The 16,799-nt window shown below is 48.1% G+C and carries 13 protein-coding genes; 2 read left to right on the top strand and 11 right to left on the bottom strand.

Going from position 1 to position 16,799, the window contains the following annotated elements; all coding sequences use genetic code 11:
- Positions 1-26: 26 nt before the first annotated feature.
- From C0033_RS18265 to C0033_RS18250, 4 genes are all read right to left on the bottom strand, one after another.
- Positions 27-1,664 carry an ABC transporter substrate-binding protein gene (locus tag C0033_RS18265; protein WP_103229344.1) on the bottom strand — a complete coding sequence of 546 codons (1,638 nt, stop codon included), beginning with the start codon at positions 1,662-1,664 and terminating at the stop codon, positions 27-29.
- 63 nt (positions 1,665-1,727) lie between these two features.
- The gene (locus C0033_RS18260; protein ID WP_103229343.1) at positions 1,728-3,755 is read right to left on the bottom strand and encodes an ABC transporter ATP-binding protein; all 2,028 of its coding nucleotides are present in this window, start codon (positions 3,753-3,755) and stop codon (positions 1,728-1,730) included.
- Positions 3,756-3,770: 15 nt separating this feature from the next.
- Entirely contained in the window at positions 3,771-4,622 is an 852-nt protein-coding gene (locus C0033_RS18255) for an ABC transporter permease (protein WP_103228279.1), read from the bottom strand.
- Between the two features lie 21 nt (positions 4,623-4,643).
- Complete coding sequence (locus tag C0033_RS18250) at positions 4,644-5,588, bottom strand: ABC transporter permease (protein WP_103229342.1); 945 nt, start codon at positions 5,586-5,588, stop codon at positions 4,644-4,646.
- Positions 5,589-5,883: 295 nt separating this feature from the next.
- On the opposite strand from C0033_RS18250, the gene C0033_RS18245 reads away from it, so the two are divergent.
- Positions 5,884-6,810: a LysR family transcriptional regulator gene (locus C0033_RS18245; protein WP_103229341.1), complete on the top strand. Its 927-nt coding sequence runs from the start codon at positions 5,884-5,886 to the stop codon at positions 6,808-6,810.
- 132 nt (positions 6,811-6,942) lie between these two features.
- On the opposite strand, the gene C0033_RS18240 is transcribed toward C0033_RS18245, so the two are convergent.
- From C0033_RS18240 to C0033_RS18215, 6 genes are all read right to left on the bottom strand, one after another.
- On the bottom strand, positions 6,943-8,298 hold the full coding sequence (locus C0033_RS18240; protein WP_103229340.1) for an FAD-dependent oxidoreductase: 1,356 nt from the start codon (positions 8,296-8,298) through the stop codon (positions 6,943-6,945).
- 43 nt (positions 8,299-8,341) lie between these two features.
- The gene (locus tag C0033_RS18235; protein ID WP_103229339.1) at positions 8,342-9,325 is read right to left on the bottom strand and encodes a mannonate dehydratase; all 984 of its coding nucleotides are present in this window, start codon (positions 9,323-9,325) and stop codon (positions 8,342-8,344) included.
- Positions 9,326-9,336: 11 nt separating this feature from the next.
- Positions 9,337-10,956: an ABC transporter substrate-binding protein gene (locus C0033_RS18230; RefSeq protein ID WP_103229338.1), complete on the bottom strand. Its 1,620-nt coding sequence runs from the start codon at positions 10,954-10,956 to the stop codon at positions 9,337-9,339.
- A gap of 92 nt (positions 10,957-11,048) precedes the next feature.
- On the bottom strand, positions 11,049-13,070 hold the full coding sequence (locus C0033_RS27675; RefSeq protein WP_103229337.1) for an ABC transporter ATP-binding protein: 2,022 nt from the start codon (positions 13,068-13,070) through the stop codon (positions 11,049-11,051).
- Positions 13,071-13,119: 49 nt separating this feature from the next.
- Positions 13,120-13,980, bottom strand: a complete 861-nt coding sequence (locus tag C0033_RS18220; protein ID WP_103229336.1) for an ABC transporter permease — start codon at positions 13,978-13,980, stop codon at positions 13,120-13,122.
- Positions 13,981-14,022: 42 nt separating this feature from the next.
- Positions 14,023-14,967, bottom strand: a complete 945-nt coding sequence (locus C0033_RS18215; protein ID WP_103229335.1) for an ABC transporter permease — start codon at positions 14,965-14,967, stop codon at positions 14,023-14,025.
- A 187-nt stretch (positions 14,968-15,154) separates the two neighbouring features.
- Between C0033_RS18215 and C0033_RS18210 the strand changes: the two genes are divergently transcribed.
- Positions 15,155-16,057 (top strand): LysR family transcriptional regulator, encoded by a 903-nt coding sequence (locus C0033_RS18210; protein ID WP_180994808.1) that lies wholly within the window; start codon positions 15,155-15,157, stop codon positions 16,055-16,057.
- Between the two features lie 330 nt (positions 16,058-16,387).
- On the opposite strand, the gene C0033_RS27325 is transcribed toward C0033_RS18210, so the two are convergent.
- Positions 16,388-16,799, bottom strand: a 412-nt coding sequence (locus tag C0033_RS27325; RefSeq protein ID WP_207656880.1) for a hypothetical protein, incomplete at its 5' end; no start/stop codon positions are given.

Here is a 16,799-nt window from a genome sequence, read left to right as displayed (position 1 = left end):
TCCTGTTCTCCAATCTTTATGTATTGTTATTCCGCAATATACATTGCTTCCGGAGTCCACTGTTCCAGGTTCACACTGTAGATACCGATATCTTTTACATTTGGCTGTGCAAATGTCTGATAATATACAACGCTGAGAGGTGTAATCATTACATAGTCCTGAACTAAAGCTTTTGCTGCTTTCTGCAGATTTTCTTTCTTCTCTTCGATTGTCTTAGCTGATCTTGCAGCAAATAACGGATCTTCAAATTCTGCAGGGCGGAGCATGATGCCGTGGTTCTTAATTCCCTCTGAAGAATACAAACGGATATAGTTGTTTGTGAAGTCCATCTTGCTGGCGCCGCGGTTTGCGATGAATCCGTCGATATCGTCTTCTTTCTGCATAGCTGCCAGTGCGGAACTGTCAATGGTCTCTACTGCAGCATCGATGTTGATTAATTTCAGGCATGCCTGGAATGCAGTAGCTGTATCATTATTCTGTGATGTTGTATAGATCTTGGTGCTGAATCCATCCGGATATCCGGCTTCTGCCAGCATCTGTTTTCCTAATTCCACATTGTACTCATAAAATTCTGCATCCGGGCTGTAAGACCAGGAATCCTTGGTACAGAACAGAGGTGTTGCCTCGCCTAATCCGCCTGACAATGTCAAAGCTACATTTTCCCAGTCGATGCAGTGCATAACTGCCTGACGCACTTTTAAATCACCCATCGGATGTTTGTCGCTCTTGCTGTTCCAGATGATGTGCTTAATATCGGCAACGTTGGCATTTCTCTGGCCGATGCTCTCGAATCCTGCGGTTTTAATGGTGTTGATGATCTCGCTGTTCTCAAATTTCATGGCTACGTCCACTTCTTTATTAAGAAGAGAAGATACACGTGTATTTAAGTCGGAAATGAAGTCGATTTCCAGTTCATCCACATATGGCTGTCCTTCGATACGATAATTTTCGTTCTTTTTGTATTTAACAGAGTTGTCTGCAACATAAGATACGAATTCGAAAGGACCTGTACCTACACAGTTAATCTGGCACCATTCTACGCCGTTCTTCTCATATGCTTCTTTGGAGCAGATGAAAATGTCGCTGATAACATTATCCCAGTTATTAGCCCATTCGCTGTACTGGATCTTAACGGTAAGATTGTCCACAACCTCCACTTTTTCAGGGCTACCGATCTCGCTGGCTTTACCATTGTCGATATACTGCTGAATATTCCATGCAACCGCGTCTGCATCACATACGGAACCATCGTGGAACTTCACGCCGTCACGCAGTTTAATTGTAAATGTCAGTGCATCCGGGTCAGTTACAAATTCTTCTGCCAGCCATGGATAATAATTTCCGTCTGCATCCACACGTCCTAAAGATTCCAGAACAGGAGCAGCCGTAAAACGGTCGCCTGTAGAAGAAGACTGAGGCATAAAAAATGTGTTCAATGTCTGTGGGGTGGAGATTTTAATGCTTCCTCCGGTCTGTTTTCCCGTGGTTTCCGGCGCTGCGGATTCTGCTGCTGAAGATTCTCCGCCTGCCGCTGTAGTTGCTGCAGACTCAGCTGCAGGAGCTCCTGTGGTAGGAGCCGGGGTGGATTTTGAACATCCGGCCAATCCGGTAACCGCCATAGCCGCCGCCATTAATAGTGCCAATGATTTTTTTGTTTTTTTCATAGTAATCCTCCTTTATATTTTCATAACAGCTTTTGCTGTCATAAGTTCGTACCTCTCCTGATTTTATTCATATAAGAAACATGCTACCTGGTGTCCATTGCCGGCATCCCTCAATTGGGGCACTTCCTGCCTGCAGCGATCCGTAGCGCGGTCACATCTGTCATGGAACGGACAGCCGGTCGGGCGCTTTGTAAGGCTCGGCACCTCTCCGCGTATCTCTACTCGTTCCCTCTTCGCCTCTACCGCCGGATCGGCAACCGGAACGGCCGACAATAATGCTTTGGTGTAAGGGTGAAGGGTATTTTCATACAGTTCTTCACATTCTGCGATCTCCACAACACGCCCCAAATACATAACCAGTATCCGGTCGCTGATGTGTTTTACCACCGCAAGATCATGGGCGATAAACAGATAGGTCAGCCCCAGTTTTGCCTGCAATTCTTCCAGCAGGTTAATGATCTGCGCCTGAATCGATACATCCAGCGCCGATATTGGTTCATCACAGATAATCATATCCGGGTTCGAGGACAGCGCTCTGGCGATTCCGATTCTCTGTCTCTGGCCGCCGGAAAACTCATGAGGCACACGCCCCTTCAAATCCGGGTCTAAGCCTACGATGCGGAACAGCTCATCCACCCGTTTGTCATACTCTTCTTTATTCTTAACAAGCTTATGAAGCTTCAAAGATTCACCCACGATGGCCTCTGCCGTCTGTCTTGGGTCTAAGGATGAAAACGGGTCCTGGAAGATCATCGCGATCTTTGAACGGTAGGGCGCCAGCTGTTTATCCGTAAAGTTAGCGATATCCGTACCATTAAATAAAATCTCGCCTTCTTCCGGCTGGTAAACTCTCATAATACAGCGGGCAAGAGTGGTTTTTCCGCATCCGCTTTCCCCTACAATTCCCAGGGTCTCGCCTTTCCTTGCGTGGAAGGTGATCTCCTCAATGGCCTTTACTTCTCCAACTTTTTTCCTCATCATTCCCTTGTAAACCGGGAAATATTTCCTTACATTCTTCACTTCCAGACAATTTTCTGCCTGAATTACGGATTTCGGCGCTTTCTTGATCTCTTTCTTGGCGATCTCTTCTGCCTTCTGCGCCTTCTCCTCTGCCGTCAGCACGCATGCGCTGAAATGTCCCGGAGAAACTTCTGCTAATTCCGGCCTCTTTCCCTCTTTACACCGGTCCACCCGGTACTCGCACCGGTCATAGAACGGACAGTACTCCGGACGGGACGCCGGGTTCGGCGGCAGGCCGTCTATGGGGATCAGTATCCGGTCTTTCGGGTCATCCAGTCTCGGAATCGCACGTAACAGCGCCCTCGTATACGGATGCTCCGGATCTGCAAACAGCTCGCCTGCCGAGGTGGTTTCCACCACGCTTCCCGAGTACATGACATAGATCCGCTCCGCAAACCTTGCCACAATTCCAAGGTTGTGGGTTACAATCACAACCGCTGTATTGGTCTTCTTTGCGATGTCTCGGATCATTTCCAGCAGCTGCGCCTGGGTGGTTACATCCAATGCAGTTGTCGCCTCGTCCGCCACCAGCACCTGCGGCTGGGAGGACATGGCCATGGCGATCATGATCCTCTGTCTCATTCCTCCCGAAAACTGCTGCGGATAATAGTGGAACCTCTGCTCCGCGTCCGGGATGTTCACCATCTTTAACATCTCGATGGTTCTGGCTTTCGCCTCTTCTTTATTCAGTTTCAGGTGCAGCATGATGTTTTCCTGGATCTGGTACCCGATCGTCAGCACCGGATTTAAGGATGTCATCGGCTCCTGGAAGATCATGCTCACCTTTCCGCCTCTCATATGACGCATCTCTTCGCTCTGCGCGTCATATTCCAGCATGTTTTTCTCGCTTCCCTCTATGTACACCTCTCCGCCGTTCACCTTACCCGGCGAACTGATTAACTGGAGCATGCTCATCATCGTCACGGACTTTCCGCTTCCCGATTCCCCTACGATTCCTATGATCTCTCCCGGGTCCAGATACATGGACACCCCGTCCACCGCCTGAACCTGTTTTCCATCGGTACGGAAGCTGGTGCGGATTCCCTTTAATTCCAGCAAATGTTTCGTCATTCCCTCTTCCTCCTTTTAGATCTCGCCTCTGAGCCTTGGATCCAGTGCGTCACGCACTCCGTCACCAAGCATGTTCAGGCAGATAACAAGTATTGCCACGCAGATTCCGGGCGCCAGCGCAAAGGCCGGGCTCTGGAGCAGGAACAGACGTCCCTCGCTCACCATGCTTCCCCAGGATGCCGTCGGCGCGCTGATTCCAAGCCCTAAAAAGCTCAGGCCCGCTTCCGACAGGATCGTCGTTCCTACCTGCTGGGTCATCATTACGATGATCGGGGAAATGCTGTTGGGCAGGATATGTTTAAACATCAGCTGGAAGTTGCTGTTTCCCTGCAGCTTTCCGGCCATGATATAGTCCGACTGTTTGATGGAAAGCACCTGCCCCCTCATCATACGCACATAACCGGCCATGGACGATACTCCCAGGATAATGGCCAGGTTTTTGATTCCGCTTCCGAACACTGCCGTCAGAGCCATAGCAAGCACTACCTGAGGAATCGCACGGATTGCCTCGGTCATACGGTTAATCACGTCATCCACGATTCCGCCGAAGTATCCGGCCACCATTCCGAGAAAGGTTCCGATGGCGCAGGCGATGATAACCGCCAGCACGCCGATAATCAGACTGACGCGGGCGCCGAAGATAATCCGGCTCATTACATCACGCCCGTAAGAATCCGTACCCAGCAGATGAGCCCCCGACGGCTTTGCAAGATATGCTGCAAAGTCCGCAAAATTGGGATCATAAGGGGCGATTAACGGGGCAAACAGTGCGGTGAAGATAAACAACACCACCACCACAAATGCGAAAATAACTATCTTTCTGGAGAACATGGCTCCAAAAAACTTCCTGAGTTTTGTATTCATCATCGTTTCCTCCTATTCTGCCCCTTATTCCAAACGAATCCGCGGGTCAACCACTGCATAAAGGATATCGGTGATCAGATTGACCGTACATGCAACCAGCGCAGTCACCAGCACGCAGGCCTGTACAACCGGGATATCACGGGAGGTAATGGCTTTTACAAACAGGGAACCCATACCCGGAATGGAGAACACCGACTCCACAAACATGGAACCGCCAAGCATGGCGCCCAGCCTCATGCCCAGGATGGTGATAACCGGGATCAGGCCATTTTTCAACGCATGGATAAAGATTACTTTTTTCTCGGTCAGACCTTTGGAACGGGCGGTTCTAACATAATCCTGTCGGATGACTTCCAGCATACTGGAACGGGTCTGCCTTGTTACCGTTGCGATACCGCCAAGAGCCAGGCAGAACAGCGGCATAACCAGTTGCTTCATACTGGTGGAAAAATCCTCCCAGGGCCATGTGAAGCCGTAAGACGGGAGCCAGCCAAGCTTCATGGAAAACAGGTACATCACCAAAAGGCCGATCCAGAACTGAGGAAGGCAGGCGGTGATGTTGGCTAATAAGGTAACAACCACGTCCGCTGTCTTACCGCGTTTTACCGCACTGACAACTCCGAAAAATACTCCCAGCGGAATGCTGATTAAAAATGCTGCAAAGGATAAGAATAAAGTGATCGGAATTCTTTCCGCCAGCACATCGATCGTGTTTTTATGGAACTGTGTGGACATTCCTAAATTTCCCTGAAGGGCATTGAACAGCCAGCTGAAATATCTTACGATAACCGGCTTATCTAACCCAAGTTCCAGATACACTCTCTGGTATTCCTCCGGTGAAACCTCCTCACCCAGCATCGCATATACCGGGTCGCCGGGGATCAGGGAAACCAGCATAAAGATAAAAATGGATATCAGGAAAATGATTAAGATCATCTGTCCCGTTCGTTTCGCAATATAAGATCCCATAAACTTTTCTCCTCTCTTCTGTCCGCGTTTTTCTTCTTTCTTCCTTAATAATGCTTCTCAACGCTTTCAACTTCTGCTATAATAATCAGAATAAATATTTGTATATAAACCGCATATCATTATAAATTTTTATAGCTTTTTTCACTCCTCCTTAATACATCCATGTCGTTTTGCACAAATATCATATACTCATTATAGTTCTTATATATCTTTTATACAAATACTTAAAATTGATGTTTTGATCACTTTTTCTTATGTACCATACTTAAAAAAACTTATTAAAAGGGAAAATACGATGAATACGAAACAACTCACTTATTTTATAGAAATAGCAAAACAGAGAAATATGAATAAAGCGGCAGAGCAGCTGTTCGTGTCCCAGTCCTCTTTAAGCCAATACCTGTCACGGTTAGAAGACGAGATGGGAACCCCTTTGTTCTACCGGCAAAAGGGAAACATGACGCTGACTCCGGCCGGACAGCTGTACTTAGAATGTGCTCAAAAAATAATTGCTTTAAAAAATGAGCTGATCCGGGACATTGCCAGCCTATCCAGCCCAACTCACATAAAGGTGGGGATTAACTCCATTTGGGGAAACACCATGATGACGGTTCTCACCACACAATTTCGGGTCAAACATCCTGAAATCACAATTGAGATTTTCGAGGAAAACCACCGGGTTTTAAAAAAGCTGGTCACAGACGGAGAAATTGATATTGCCATCATAACCACAGATTCCATTGACGCACTGCAGGGATATGGTGAGATATTAAGATATGAAGAACTGCTTTTTGCCATATCAGGCCAAAATACATATTTTGACACTCACCCAAAGCCGGATGGGGTTGGACATATGGATTTGATCGATCTCGTGCGGCAGTTTGAAAAAGAGAATTTTATATTAACGAAACAGACTTCCAGCTTCCGCGGAATGATCGACCGGAATCTGGCCGCCTGCAATTTCACCCCCAGCATTATCTGTGAGATCAGCAACATGAATACGGTCAGAAATATGGTATCACATAATCTGGGCGTTGCATTTATCCCGTCCTCCTGCGCCGACGCCACGCTGGGGTTAGACATCTGCTACTATTCCATAACTCCAAGGTTAGAGCGGATTAATGCCATGATTCACAGTAAAACGCTGGCTTTCAGCGACGCCGAGGTGGATTTTATGAATTTAGTCAGGGAATATCCGCTTTTCAAAAAGAAGAATAGTTAGTGGCTTCGGGAAAAATAAATTGTAATATTTTAACCCAATTCTTAGAAAAAATCTTTAAAAATGGGACAAAAAAGGAAGACGAGCCCGGAAAATGGCTGTGTCTTCTTTTTTTGTCCCCTCTTTCGAACTTCCTTATACCAATAAAACCACATTTTGTTCCATAAGCTTCTTCTGAAGCTTTTTCCTGTCAATTTCCGCCAGCGGGATTCCGCTTTCTAAAGATAACGCCGCCGCCAGACCGGCGGCCTGCCCCATAGCTGCTGTAGTAGGCGTTGTGCGGATCGCGGCCTGGGCTTCGAAGCTGGCCGATACGCATCTTCCGGTCACCAAAAGGTTGGCGATCTCATCACAAAACATGATTTCATACGGAATGCTGTAACAGCCTTTTTCTCCCATTTCAAAGCAGCTGGAGGTGCCTGATCCGTCCGGATTATGGACGTCCACGGGATAGGCAGCCAGGGCTATTCTGGTATCGAACATGGTGCCTGACAGGATATCGGAGGTCTGTAATTCATATCTTCCCTTCAGCTGTCTGGACCCCCTCACGCCCACAGAAGGCCCTGTTAATTCCAGATATGCATCGGCAAATCCCGGAACTTCTCTTCTTAAAAAACGGTCCAGCTGGGCGCATTGTTTCCTGCCTTCCCGTTCGCTTTCGCTCAGGCTTTGGGCGTCGGTTCCGTCATTTCCTATTATTCTGGTCGTATTAACGATAAATTCCCCCGGACGGTCCGTTTCGAAAAAGAGAAGCTCTTCTCTTGGAAATCCCACCTCTTTGTCTTTTATTGCTTTTTGAAGCTGGTCTGCAAATCCGGCCACTGCCAAATGGCTTGATTCCTCTATCAGTTTGCGGTTCTCTTTCAGCCTTGGGAACTGATCCAAATGGTTCAAAAGATAGGTTTTCAACTCTTCCCGGTTTACATTGCCGTACTTCATGTTCATTGTCATTGGCTGGGAAAGGCCGTCTCCGGGGCGGCCTTTCTGCATGGGAGCGCCTGCCATATAGGCCAGATCCCCGTCACCGGTAGCATCGATGTAAACCACTGCTTTGATCTTTGACAGCCCGTCTTTGCTGCAGATTGTCAGAGACGTAATCTTTCCGTCCCGGCAGTCTGCCTGGGCGACGAAGGTATGAAACAGAACGTGGCAGTCCGCTTCCGCAGTCATCTCATCCAGCACAAGCTTCATCCCCTCAGAAGAAAATGGGGTGATATAGCTGACGTATTGAGTCGTATCTTTAATATGGCCGCAGCTATAACCGTCCCGCATCATCCGTACCACCATTTCTTCAAACAGGCCTTTAATTACCTGCTTTTCTCCGGCATGGGCAGTCATCATCGGCCCCACTCCGCAGGCGGTCAGACTGCCTCCGAGATAGCCGTTCTGCTCGATCAAAAGCACCGTCTTTCCTTCTCTTGCGGCCGCAACGGCGGCAAAGGTGCCCGCAAGCCCTCCGCCAGCCACTACAATATCATATAATTTGTTCATCTTTCCTCACAATCTGCAAAAGCTGCTGCAGCCTAACATGATTTTAAGCTTTATTTACCTCTTCAACGGCACAGTTTAAAAGCGCTTTCATATATCCGTTGGAATATGCAAATGAGGAGGAAACGCCGCCGCAGGATTCCACATAAACCGGCACATGGTCAACATGGATGGTTCCGTCATAATCATTTTTGACCAGCTGTTTCATCGCATGATACATATTCATATAGCCGTCTTCCAAAAGCGTTTCTTCAAAATATGGAACCGTTGCGCTCACATTTCTGAAATGAACGATCAGGATCTTCTTTTCTTTTGCAAAATAGTCAATATCCTCCAGCAGATTGCCAAAATGCTCTCCGCCTTCCAGCCAGCAGCCCATACACATCTTCATTCCCAGATAAGGGCTGTTTCCTGCCAGTTCAAACGCGTGTTTATAGTCTTCTGAGGAAGTGATCAGATTGGAAATTCCCCACAGACAGTCTACCGGCGGATCATTGGGATGGAGGGCAATTTTCACATTGGCTTCCTCGCATACCGGCAGAACCCGGTCCAGCCAGTATTTGAAGTTCTCCCACATTTCTTCCTTCGTATAAAGCCTGCCATGGCTGTATGGGTGGGTTTTCAGTTCCTCAATGTCCACAATCCGGCCGATGGCCTCTCTGGTGTGATCTCCCACCCCAAAGCAGGTGGTCAAAACCTGGTTCGGTTCCCAAGTCATGTATACCACCGGGATTCCGGCCTTTCCCAGAATGCGGTTGAAATTGTTATACCGTTCGATGGCCTCATCCCGCCCTGGAAGCCCCAGGTGGATTTCGGGGCTTTTATAGATATTGGTGTTTCCTCCGTCTGTGGCCGTTAAACCGAATTTGCGGAGGCGGTCCATGAAGAACATCACAGAATCATAGTCCGTGTGTTCATCTTTAAACATGGCATAAACGTACTGGATTCCCATCTGTTTTAAAAACAGCAGCTGTTCATCCGTATAGTCTGATTCCACTTTATGCTGTACGCGAATTTTATTTCCAAGCATTTTTCTTCTCCTTACTGCCAGTGCATTGTTTCCGGCGTCCACTGTGTCAGGCTGACATAATACATGCCTGTATCCACAAGGCCGTGCTGGCTGAATGAATAGTTGTATAATACGCTCATCGGGAACAGCATCACATAATCTTCCACCAGCATTTTGGACGCCTGCTGAAGCAGTTCTTTCTTTTCTTCCAGTGTTTTAGCCGCTCTTGCTCCGAATAAAGCGTCTTCATATTCTTTTGGGCGGAGCATGATGCCGTGATTTTTGATTCCCTGGGAAGAATACAGGCGGATATAGTTATTGGTGAAATCCATCTGGCCTGCGCCTTTTCCGATTACAATACCGTCAATATCGTCTTCCTTCTGCATTCCGGCCATAACTGAGTTGTCCACAGTTTCCACACTGGCTTTGATGTTGATCTGTGCCAAAGCTGCCTGAAGTGCAACTGCGGTGTCGTTGTCCCTGGCAATTGTATAGATCTTTGTTTCAAATCCATCCGGATATCCTGCTTCTGTAAGCATCTGTTTTGCCAGTTCCACGTCGTATTCATAGAATTTTGCATCCGGACTGTATGCCCAGGAATCTTTTGTTGCAAACTGGTTGGAAGCTTCTCCTAAACCGCCGGACAATGCTTTCGCCACATTTTCCCAGTCGATGCAGTGCATGATCGCCTGTCTCACTTTCAGATCTCCGGTAGGATGTTCCGGGTTTTTGCTGTTAAATAACACGTATTTTAAGTTTGCCATATTAGCCGACTCACGGCCTACATTTTCAAATCCTGCTGCCATAACCGTCTGAATAACCGTACCGTCGATGGTATTAAGGATATCGACTTCACCGTTTAAGAAAGCGGAAACCTGTGTGTTGGTATCCGGAATCACAACAAATTCAACGGAATCCACATAGGGCTGTCCTTCAATCCGGTATTCCGGGTTCTTGACAAATTTCAGCGAGCTTCCGGCTACATAGTTGTCAAAAACAAATGGTCCGGTTCCCACGCAGTTGATTTTGCACCACTCTTCTCCATTTTTCTCATAAGCGTCTTTGGAGAGAATATAGATCTCGCCCAATACGGTATCCCAGTTATTCGCCCACTCGTCATAATGAACGGTTACCGTCAGATTGTCATCCACGGTAACTTCTTTCGGATTGTCGATTTCAGCGCTCTTACCGTTTTTTATGTACTGCTCAATGTTCCATGCAACCGCCTCCGCATCGCATACGCTTCCGTCATGGAATTTAATGCCGTCTCTCAGCTTAATTGTAAATGTCAGAGCATCCGGATCGGTGATAAATTCTTCTGCCAGCCACGGCTGTGTGGTTCCGTCCTCTGCCAGCCTTCCCAAGGATTCCACAGCCGGTGAAGCAAACCAGCGGTCGCCGGTTGAAGATGACTGGGGAAGAAATAATGTGATCGGTCCTTCAATGGTGGATATCTTAACGCCTTTCTGCTCTGCCGCCGGCGCTGCCGTCGTTTCCTGGCTGTCCCCTGCCTTTGATTCCGCCTGAGTCTGAGCCTGTTCCGTCTGAGGCGCCGCCGTACTTCCTGTGCTGCCGCCCGACGAACCTCCACACCCTGTAATGCTTCCTAAAAGCATTGTTCCTGCCAATACCATTGCTGCTAACTTTCTCATGATAATCCTCCTCTTTATTTAAATTTGTTCTAAGTTTTATTACGGTCAACGCAGTAAATGCGCAGACCCGCTGAACAGTTATCATTTATTACTTATATATAGAAGCAAGCGACCTGGTGGTTCCCTCCCACATCCTTTAGCTGTGGAACCTCCTGCCGGCACCGGTCCGCCGCCTTATCGCAGCGGTCGTGGAACGGACATCCCTTAGGCCGGTTTGTAAGACTTGGCACCTCGCCCCGGATCGGAACCCGCTCTCTGCTCTCCTCAATGACCGGATCAGCCACCGGCACCGCCGCAAGAAGGGCTTTCGTATAGGGATGAAGCGTATTTTCATACAATTCGCCGCAGTCCGCAATTTCCACCACCCGTCCCAAATACATCACTAATATCCGGTCACTAATATGTTTTACCACGGCAAGATCATGGGCGATAAACAGATAGGTCAGCCCCAGCTTCGCCTGCAGTTCTTCCAACAGGTTAATGATCTGCGCCTGAATGGAAACATCCAGCGCGGAAATCGGCTCATCACAGATGATCACATCCGGATTGGAAGACAATGCCCTGGCGATGCCGATCCTCTGCCTCTGTCCGCCGGAAAACTCATGGGGCACCCGGTATTTTAACGCCGGATCAAGCCCTACGATACGGAATAATTCGTCAATCCTGGCATCGTACTCTTCTTTGTTCTTCACCAGCTTGTGAAGTTTCAATGACTCTCCCACAATGGATTCCGCCGTCTGCCTCGGATCTAAGGACGAAAATGGGTCCTGAAAGATCATGGATATCTTTGGCCGGAAAGGCTGCAGTTCCTTGTCCTTCAATTTTGCCACATCGGTACCATTAAAAAGTATCTTACCGTCTTCCGGCTCATAAACCCTCATCAGACACCGGGCCAGAGTTGTCTTTCCGCAGCCGCTTTCCCCTACAATTCCCAGCGTCTCGCCCTTTTTAACGGAAAAAGTGATGTCCTCAATGGCCTTTACTTCTCCCACCTTTTTCCTCATCAATCCTTTGTATACCGGAAAATACTTTTTCACATCGCTGACTTCCAGACAATTTTCATCTTTACATACGCTCTGAGGCGCCTTTTTGATCTCTTTTGCCGCTATTTCCGCCGCTTTATGCCATTTTTCTTCCTCAGTCAGAAGACAGGCCGCATAATGACCTTTTGAAAGTTCTGTCAGCTGAGGCTTAGAGGTGCATTTGCACCGGTCTTCCCGGTATTCACATCTGTCGTAAAACGGGCAGTAGTCCGGCCTGGTGGCCGGGTTTGGCGGAAGACCGTCGATGGGGATCAGGATTCTGTCTTTCGGATCGTCCAGCCTTGGAATCGCCCGGAGCAATGCTCTGGTATACGGATGTTCCGGTTCTGCAAACAGCTCCTTTGTATTGGTGGTTTCAACCACGCTTCCCGAATACATGACATAGATTCTTTCCGCAAACCGGGCCACAATCCCCAGGTTATGAGTTACGATAATGACAGCCGTATTGGTCTTTTTCGCAATGTCGCGGATCATTTCCAAAAGCTGCGCCTGGGTTGTAACATCCAGTGCAGTGGTCGCTTCGTCGGCCACCAATATGGTAGGTTCCGACGACATGGCCATAGCGATCATGATTCTCTGCCGCATGCCGCCGGAAAACTGCTGCGGATAATAGTTAAACCGCTGCTCTGCATCCGGAATGTTGACCATTTTCAGCATCTTAATCGTCCGTTCTTTTGCCTCTTCTTTCGATACTTTTAAATGAAGCATAATATTTTCCTGAATCTGGTATCCGATGGTCAGAACCGGATTTAAGGACGTCATCGGCTCCTGAAAGATCATGCTGACTTTTCCGCCCCGCATCTGGCGCATTTCTTCGCTGTTGGCACCATAGTCCAGCATATTTTTGCCGCTGCCCTCTAAGTAAACTTCTCCTCCGGTTATCCTGCCCGGAGAAGAAATCAGCTGCAGCATGCTCATCATCGTCACCGATTTGCCGCTGCCCGACTCTCCTACGATTCCGATAATCTCCCCCGGATCCAGATACATGGAAACACCGTCTACCGCATGGACATCCTTCCCATCAGTCCGAAAGCACGTGCGGATGTCCTTTATCTCTAATAAATGTTTCATCTCTACTCCTTACTGCCGCATAAGCAGCTTTTTCATCCAAAACTGCTGTTTAAATCTCCCCGCGAAGCCTCGGGTCCAGCGCATCTCTTATGCCGTCGCCGAACATATTCAGGCTGATAACCAAAACCGCCACGCAGATGCCGGGAGTCAGCGCAAATACAGGATTCTGGAGAAGGAACATGCGCCCCTCGCTGACCATGCTGCCCCAGGATGCGGTAGGCGCGCTGATTCCAAGTCCTAAAAAGCTAAGGCCCGCCTCAGACAGGATAGTATTGCCTACCTGCTGGGTCATCATTACAATGATCGGGGAAATGCTGTTGGGCAGAATGTGTTTAAACATCAGCTGAAAGTTCTTATTTCCCTGCAATTTCGCCGCCATAATGTAGTCGGACTCTCTTATGGAAAGTACCTGTCCCCTCATCATTCTCACATATCCTGCCATGGATGAAATTCCAAGAATCAATGCCAAGTTTCTGATTCCGCCTCCGAAAACTGCTGTTAACGCCATGGCCAGCACTACTTGAGGAATCGCGCGGATGGCCTCGGTAAGACGGTTGATCACATCATCCACCAGACCGCCGAAATATCCGGCCACCATGCCGAAAAAGGTGCCTACCGCACAGGCGACCACAACCGCCAGCACGCCGATAATCAGGCTGACCCTGGTTCCGTAAATTATTCTGCTTAAAACATCCCGCCCATAGGAATCCGTTCCCAGAAAATGCAGGCTGGACGGCCCCTGAAGATAAGCCGCAAAATCCGCAAAGTCAGGATCATAAGGCGCAACAACCGGTGCGAACACCGCTATCACAAGGAACAGCAGGATAAAAAATCCGCTGAACGACACTATTTTTCTGGAAAAAAGTGTTCTGGTAAATTTTAATAGTTTATCATATCTGCTTTTGCCCATCTTTTCCTCTCATTCCGCCGCACCACGGCTTTCCTCACCAATCTATTCCACCCGGATACGCGGGTCTACCACCGCATATAAAATGTCTGTTAAAAGGTTCACCGCACAGGCAACTACCGCGGTAATCAGCACACAGGCCTGAACCACCGGCATATCCCTGGACGTAATGGCTTTTACGAACAGAGAGCCCATGCCCGGAATGGAGAATACGGATTCCACAAACATGGAGCCGCCCAGCATAGCGCCCAATCTCATGCCGAGAATGGTGATAACAGGAATCAGTCCATTTTTCAGCGCGTGAACGAAGATGACTTTCTTTTCCGTCAGACCTTTTGACCTGGCCGTTCTCACATAATCCTGCCGGATCACTTCCAACATGCTGGATCTTGTCTGTCTCGTGGTGGTAGCAATTCCTCCCAATGCCAGGCAGAACAGCGGCATGGCCGTCTGGCGCATGCTGGCCGAAAAATCGTCCCACGGAAATGTAAATCCATAGGAAGGAAGCCAGCCCAGCTTTAAGGAAAATACATACATCACCAGCACTCCGATCCAGAACTGAGGCAGACAGGCCGTGATATTTGCCAAAAGCGTCACCACGTTATCCGCCGCCTTTCCGCGGAATACCGCGCTGATAACCCCAAACAGGATTCCAAGAGGAACGCTGATAATGAATGCAATAAACGACAGATATAAAGTGACGGGAACCCGCTCTGAAAGCACGTCCACCGTCGGCTTATGAAACTGGGTGGACTGGCCCAGATTTCCGCGAAATGCCTTTGTCAGCCAGCTGACGTACCGCACCATCACCGGTTTGTCCAATTCCAGTTCATGATAAACCCGGTCGTATTCTTCCTGGGAAACTTCTTCCCCCATCATCGCATAAACCGGATCTCCTGGTATAAATGACATGAGCAGAAAAACAAAGATTGAAATCAGCAATAAAATCACTGCCATCTGGCCCACGCGTTTGACTATGTAATGCCCCATTTTAACTCCTCCCGTTTCTATGCTATTGCTTTTTTTATGCAGATTGATATAATATAAATTACCTATATACAAGATGCACAACTTTCATAGGCTCATTATACTATAGCGACGTGAAATTCACCAATTGGCAATTATTATCGTTTTAATAATCCACGCCTATTAAACATCGAAAGAAAGGACTCCTAAATTGGACACCCGATATCTATCCTATATCATAGAAATTGCAAATGAAAAAAACATGCGCAAGGCCGCTGAAAAGCTCTATGTATCCCAGCCCTCTCTCAGTCAGTACCTGGCCAAACTGGAGCAGGAATTGGGCACTCCTCTGTTCACCCGTGTAAAAGGAGAACTGATCCCCACAAAAGCAGGGAACATGTACGTGGACTGCGCACAGAAAATGGTGGATATGAAAAACGAACTGTACCGCAGCATTGCGGAAATCACCAATTCCGGCCATATCAATGTTGCCACCACATCCATCTGGTCCCTCAAGATGGTGTCCGAACTGATTCCTATTCTGAAAAAGGAATTTCCTGAAGTGAGTCTGGAATTATTTGAAGGAAACCTGACTCCCACGGAAAAGCTGCTGGAAGAAAAAAGCATCGATATCGCTTTTGTGGCCACCACTTCAGTCAAGAAATTTGAAAACTGCAGCGAAATTCTGGGACAGGAGGAGATCTTATTCGCAGTTCCCTCCTCCCACCCCTTCTGCACGGAAGAAAACAAGAAAAAAGCCCTGACATCATCCATGCTGTCCGAAGCTTTTTCCGGCGAGAATTTTATTCTGCCCCGAAAAAACTCTACGGTCAGCAATGCGACCAGCGGCTTTTTAAAAGAATGCAATATTAATACGGATGCTATCTGCTCGGTCAATCACATGACCACAGTAACCAATATGGTGGCAAACCAAGTTGGCGTGGCATTTATTCCCAGCACCTGCATGAGGCCGGAACTGCCCATCACTTATTTTTCGCTTTCGCCCAGAATCCACAGGCTGAGCGCAGTGATCTACCGGGATGACAGGCCGCTCAGCAAACCGGAGATAAGGCTAATTGAGATGGCCCGTAATTATCCCTTGTTCCGATCGTAAATCTTTATTTAGTGGACTAAGGTACGCCGGAAAGAAGGGGAAGCCCAGGCGGGCGGCGAAAGTAATCGGCGAAATGGGATTCGGGATTCGCCCCTAAGATGTACTAAGACCCGCAAGGACAAAAAGAGACAGGACCGCGCCCATTCGCAGTGAACTCCTTATGACTTCACTGCTCAAGGGGCGCTTAGAACCTGATTCGGAATTCAGTTTCTACCTGTCTCTTTTTATCCTTGCGAATCTAAGTACTTCTAAGGGGTTCCATACGATCCCATTTCGCCGATTACTTTCGCCGCCCGCCTGGGCTTCCCCTTCTTTCCGGCTGTTGCTTGGCTAGCTGAGGATAAAAAAGATTTGGTGGAGTAGTGAGTAAGTTTTTACATCAACCGTGAAGTCTTTTTCAGAAATGCCTTCATGATTTAATGTAAAGGGTGAGGTCTTTTTGTGAAATGCCTTGACGTTTAAAGTAAAACCTGAAGGCATTTCAGAAAATCCCTTCATGATCCATGTAAATGTAATTCTACATAAATACCTACGCACCAATATTGTTTTTAACCAGGCCAGCGAAAACCAGCCCGGAATCGAGATGCGAGGAAGGGAGAGGCGGTCTTTACGGGAACCCGGGTGGGGGAGAATGAAAAAAGGACAATTGGGATCGTATGGAACCCCTTTAGTGATTCTTAGACACGCAAGTACAGAAAGAGACAGGTAGAAACTGAATTCCGAATCAGTTTCTAAGCGCCCC

Source organism: Clostridium sp. chh4-2, from assembly GCF_002899675.1.
In the GTDB taxonomy this organism is placed as follows: Bacteria; Bacillota; Clostridia; order Lachnospirales; family Lachnospiraceae; genus CHH4-2.
Note: the sequence above shows the minus strand (reverse complement) of the source record. Positions and strands in the feature narration are given on the sequence as shown.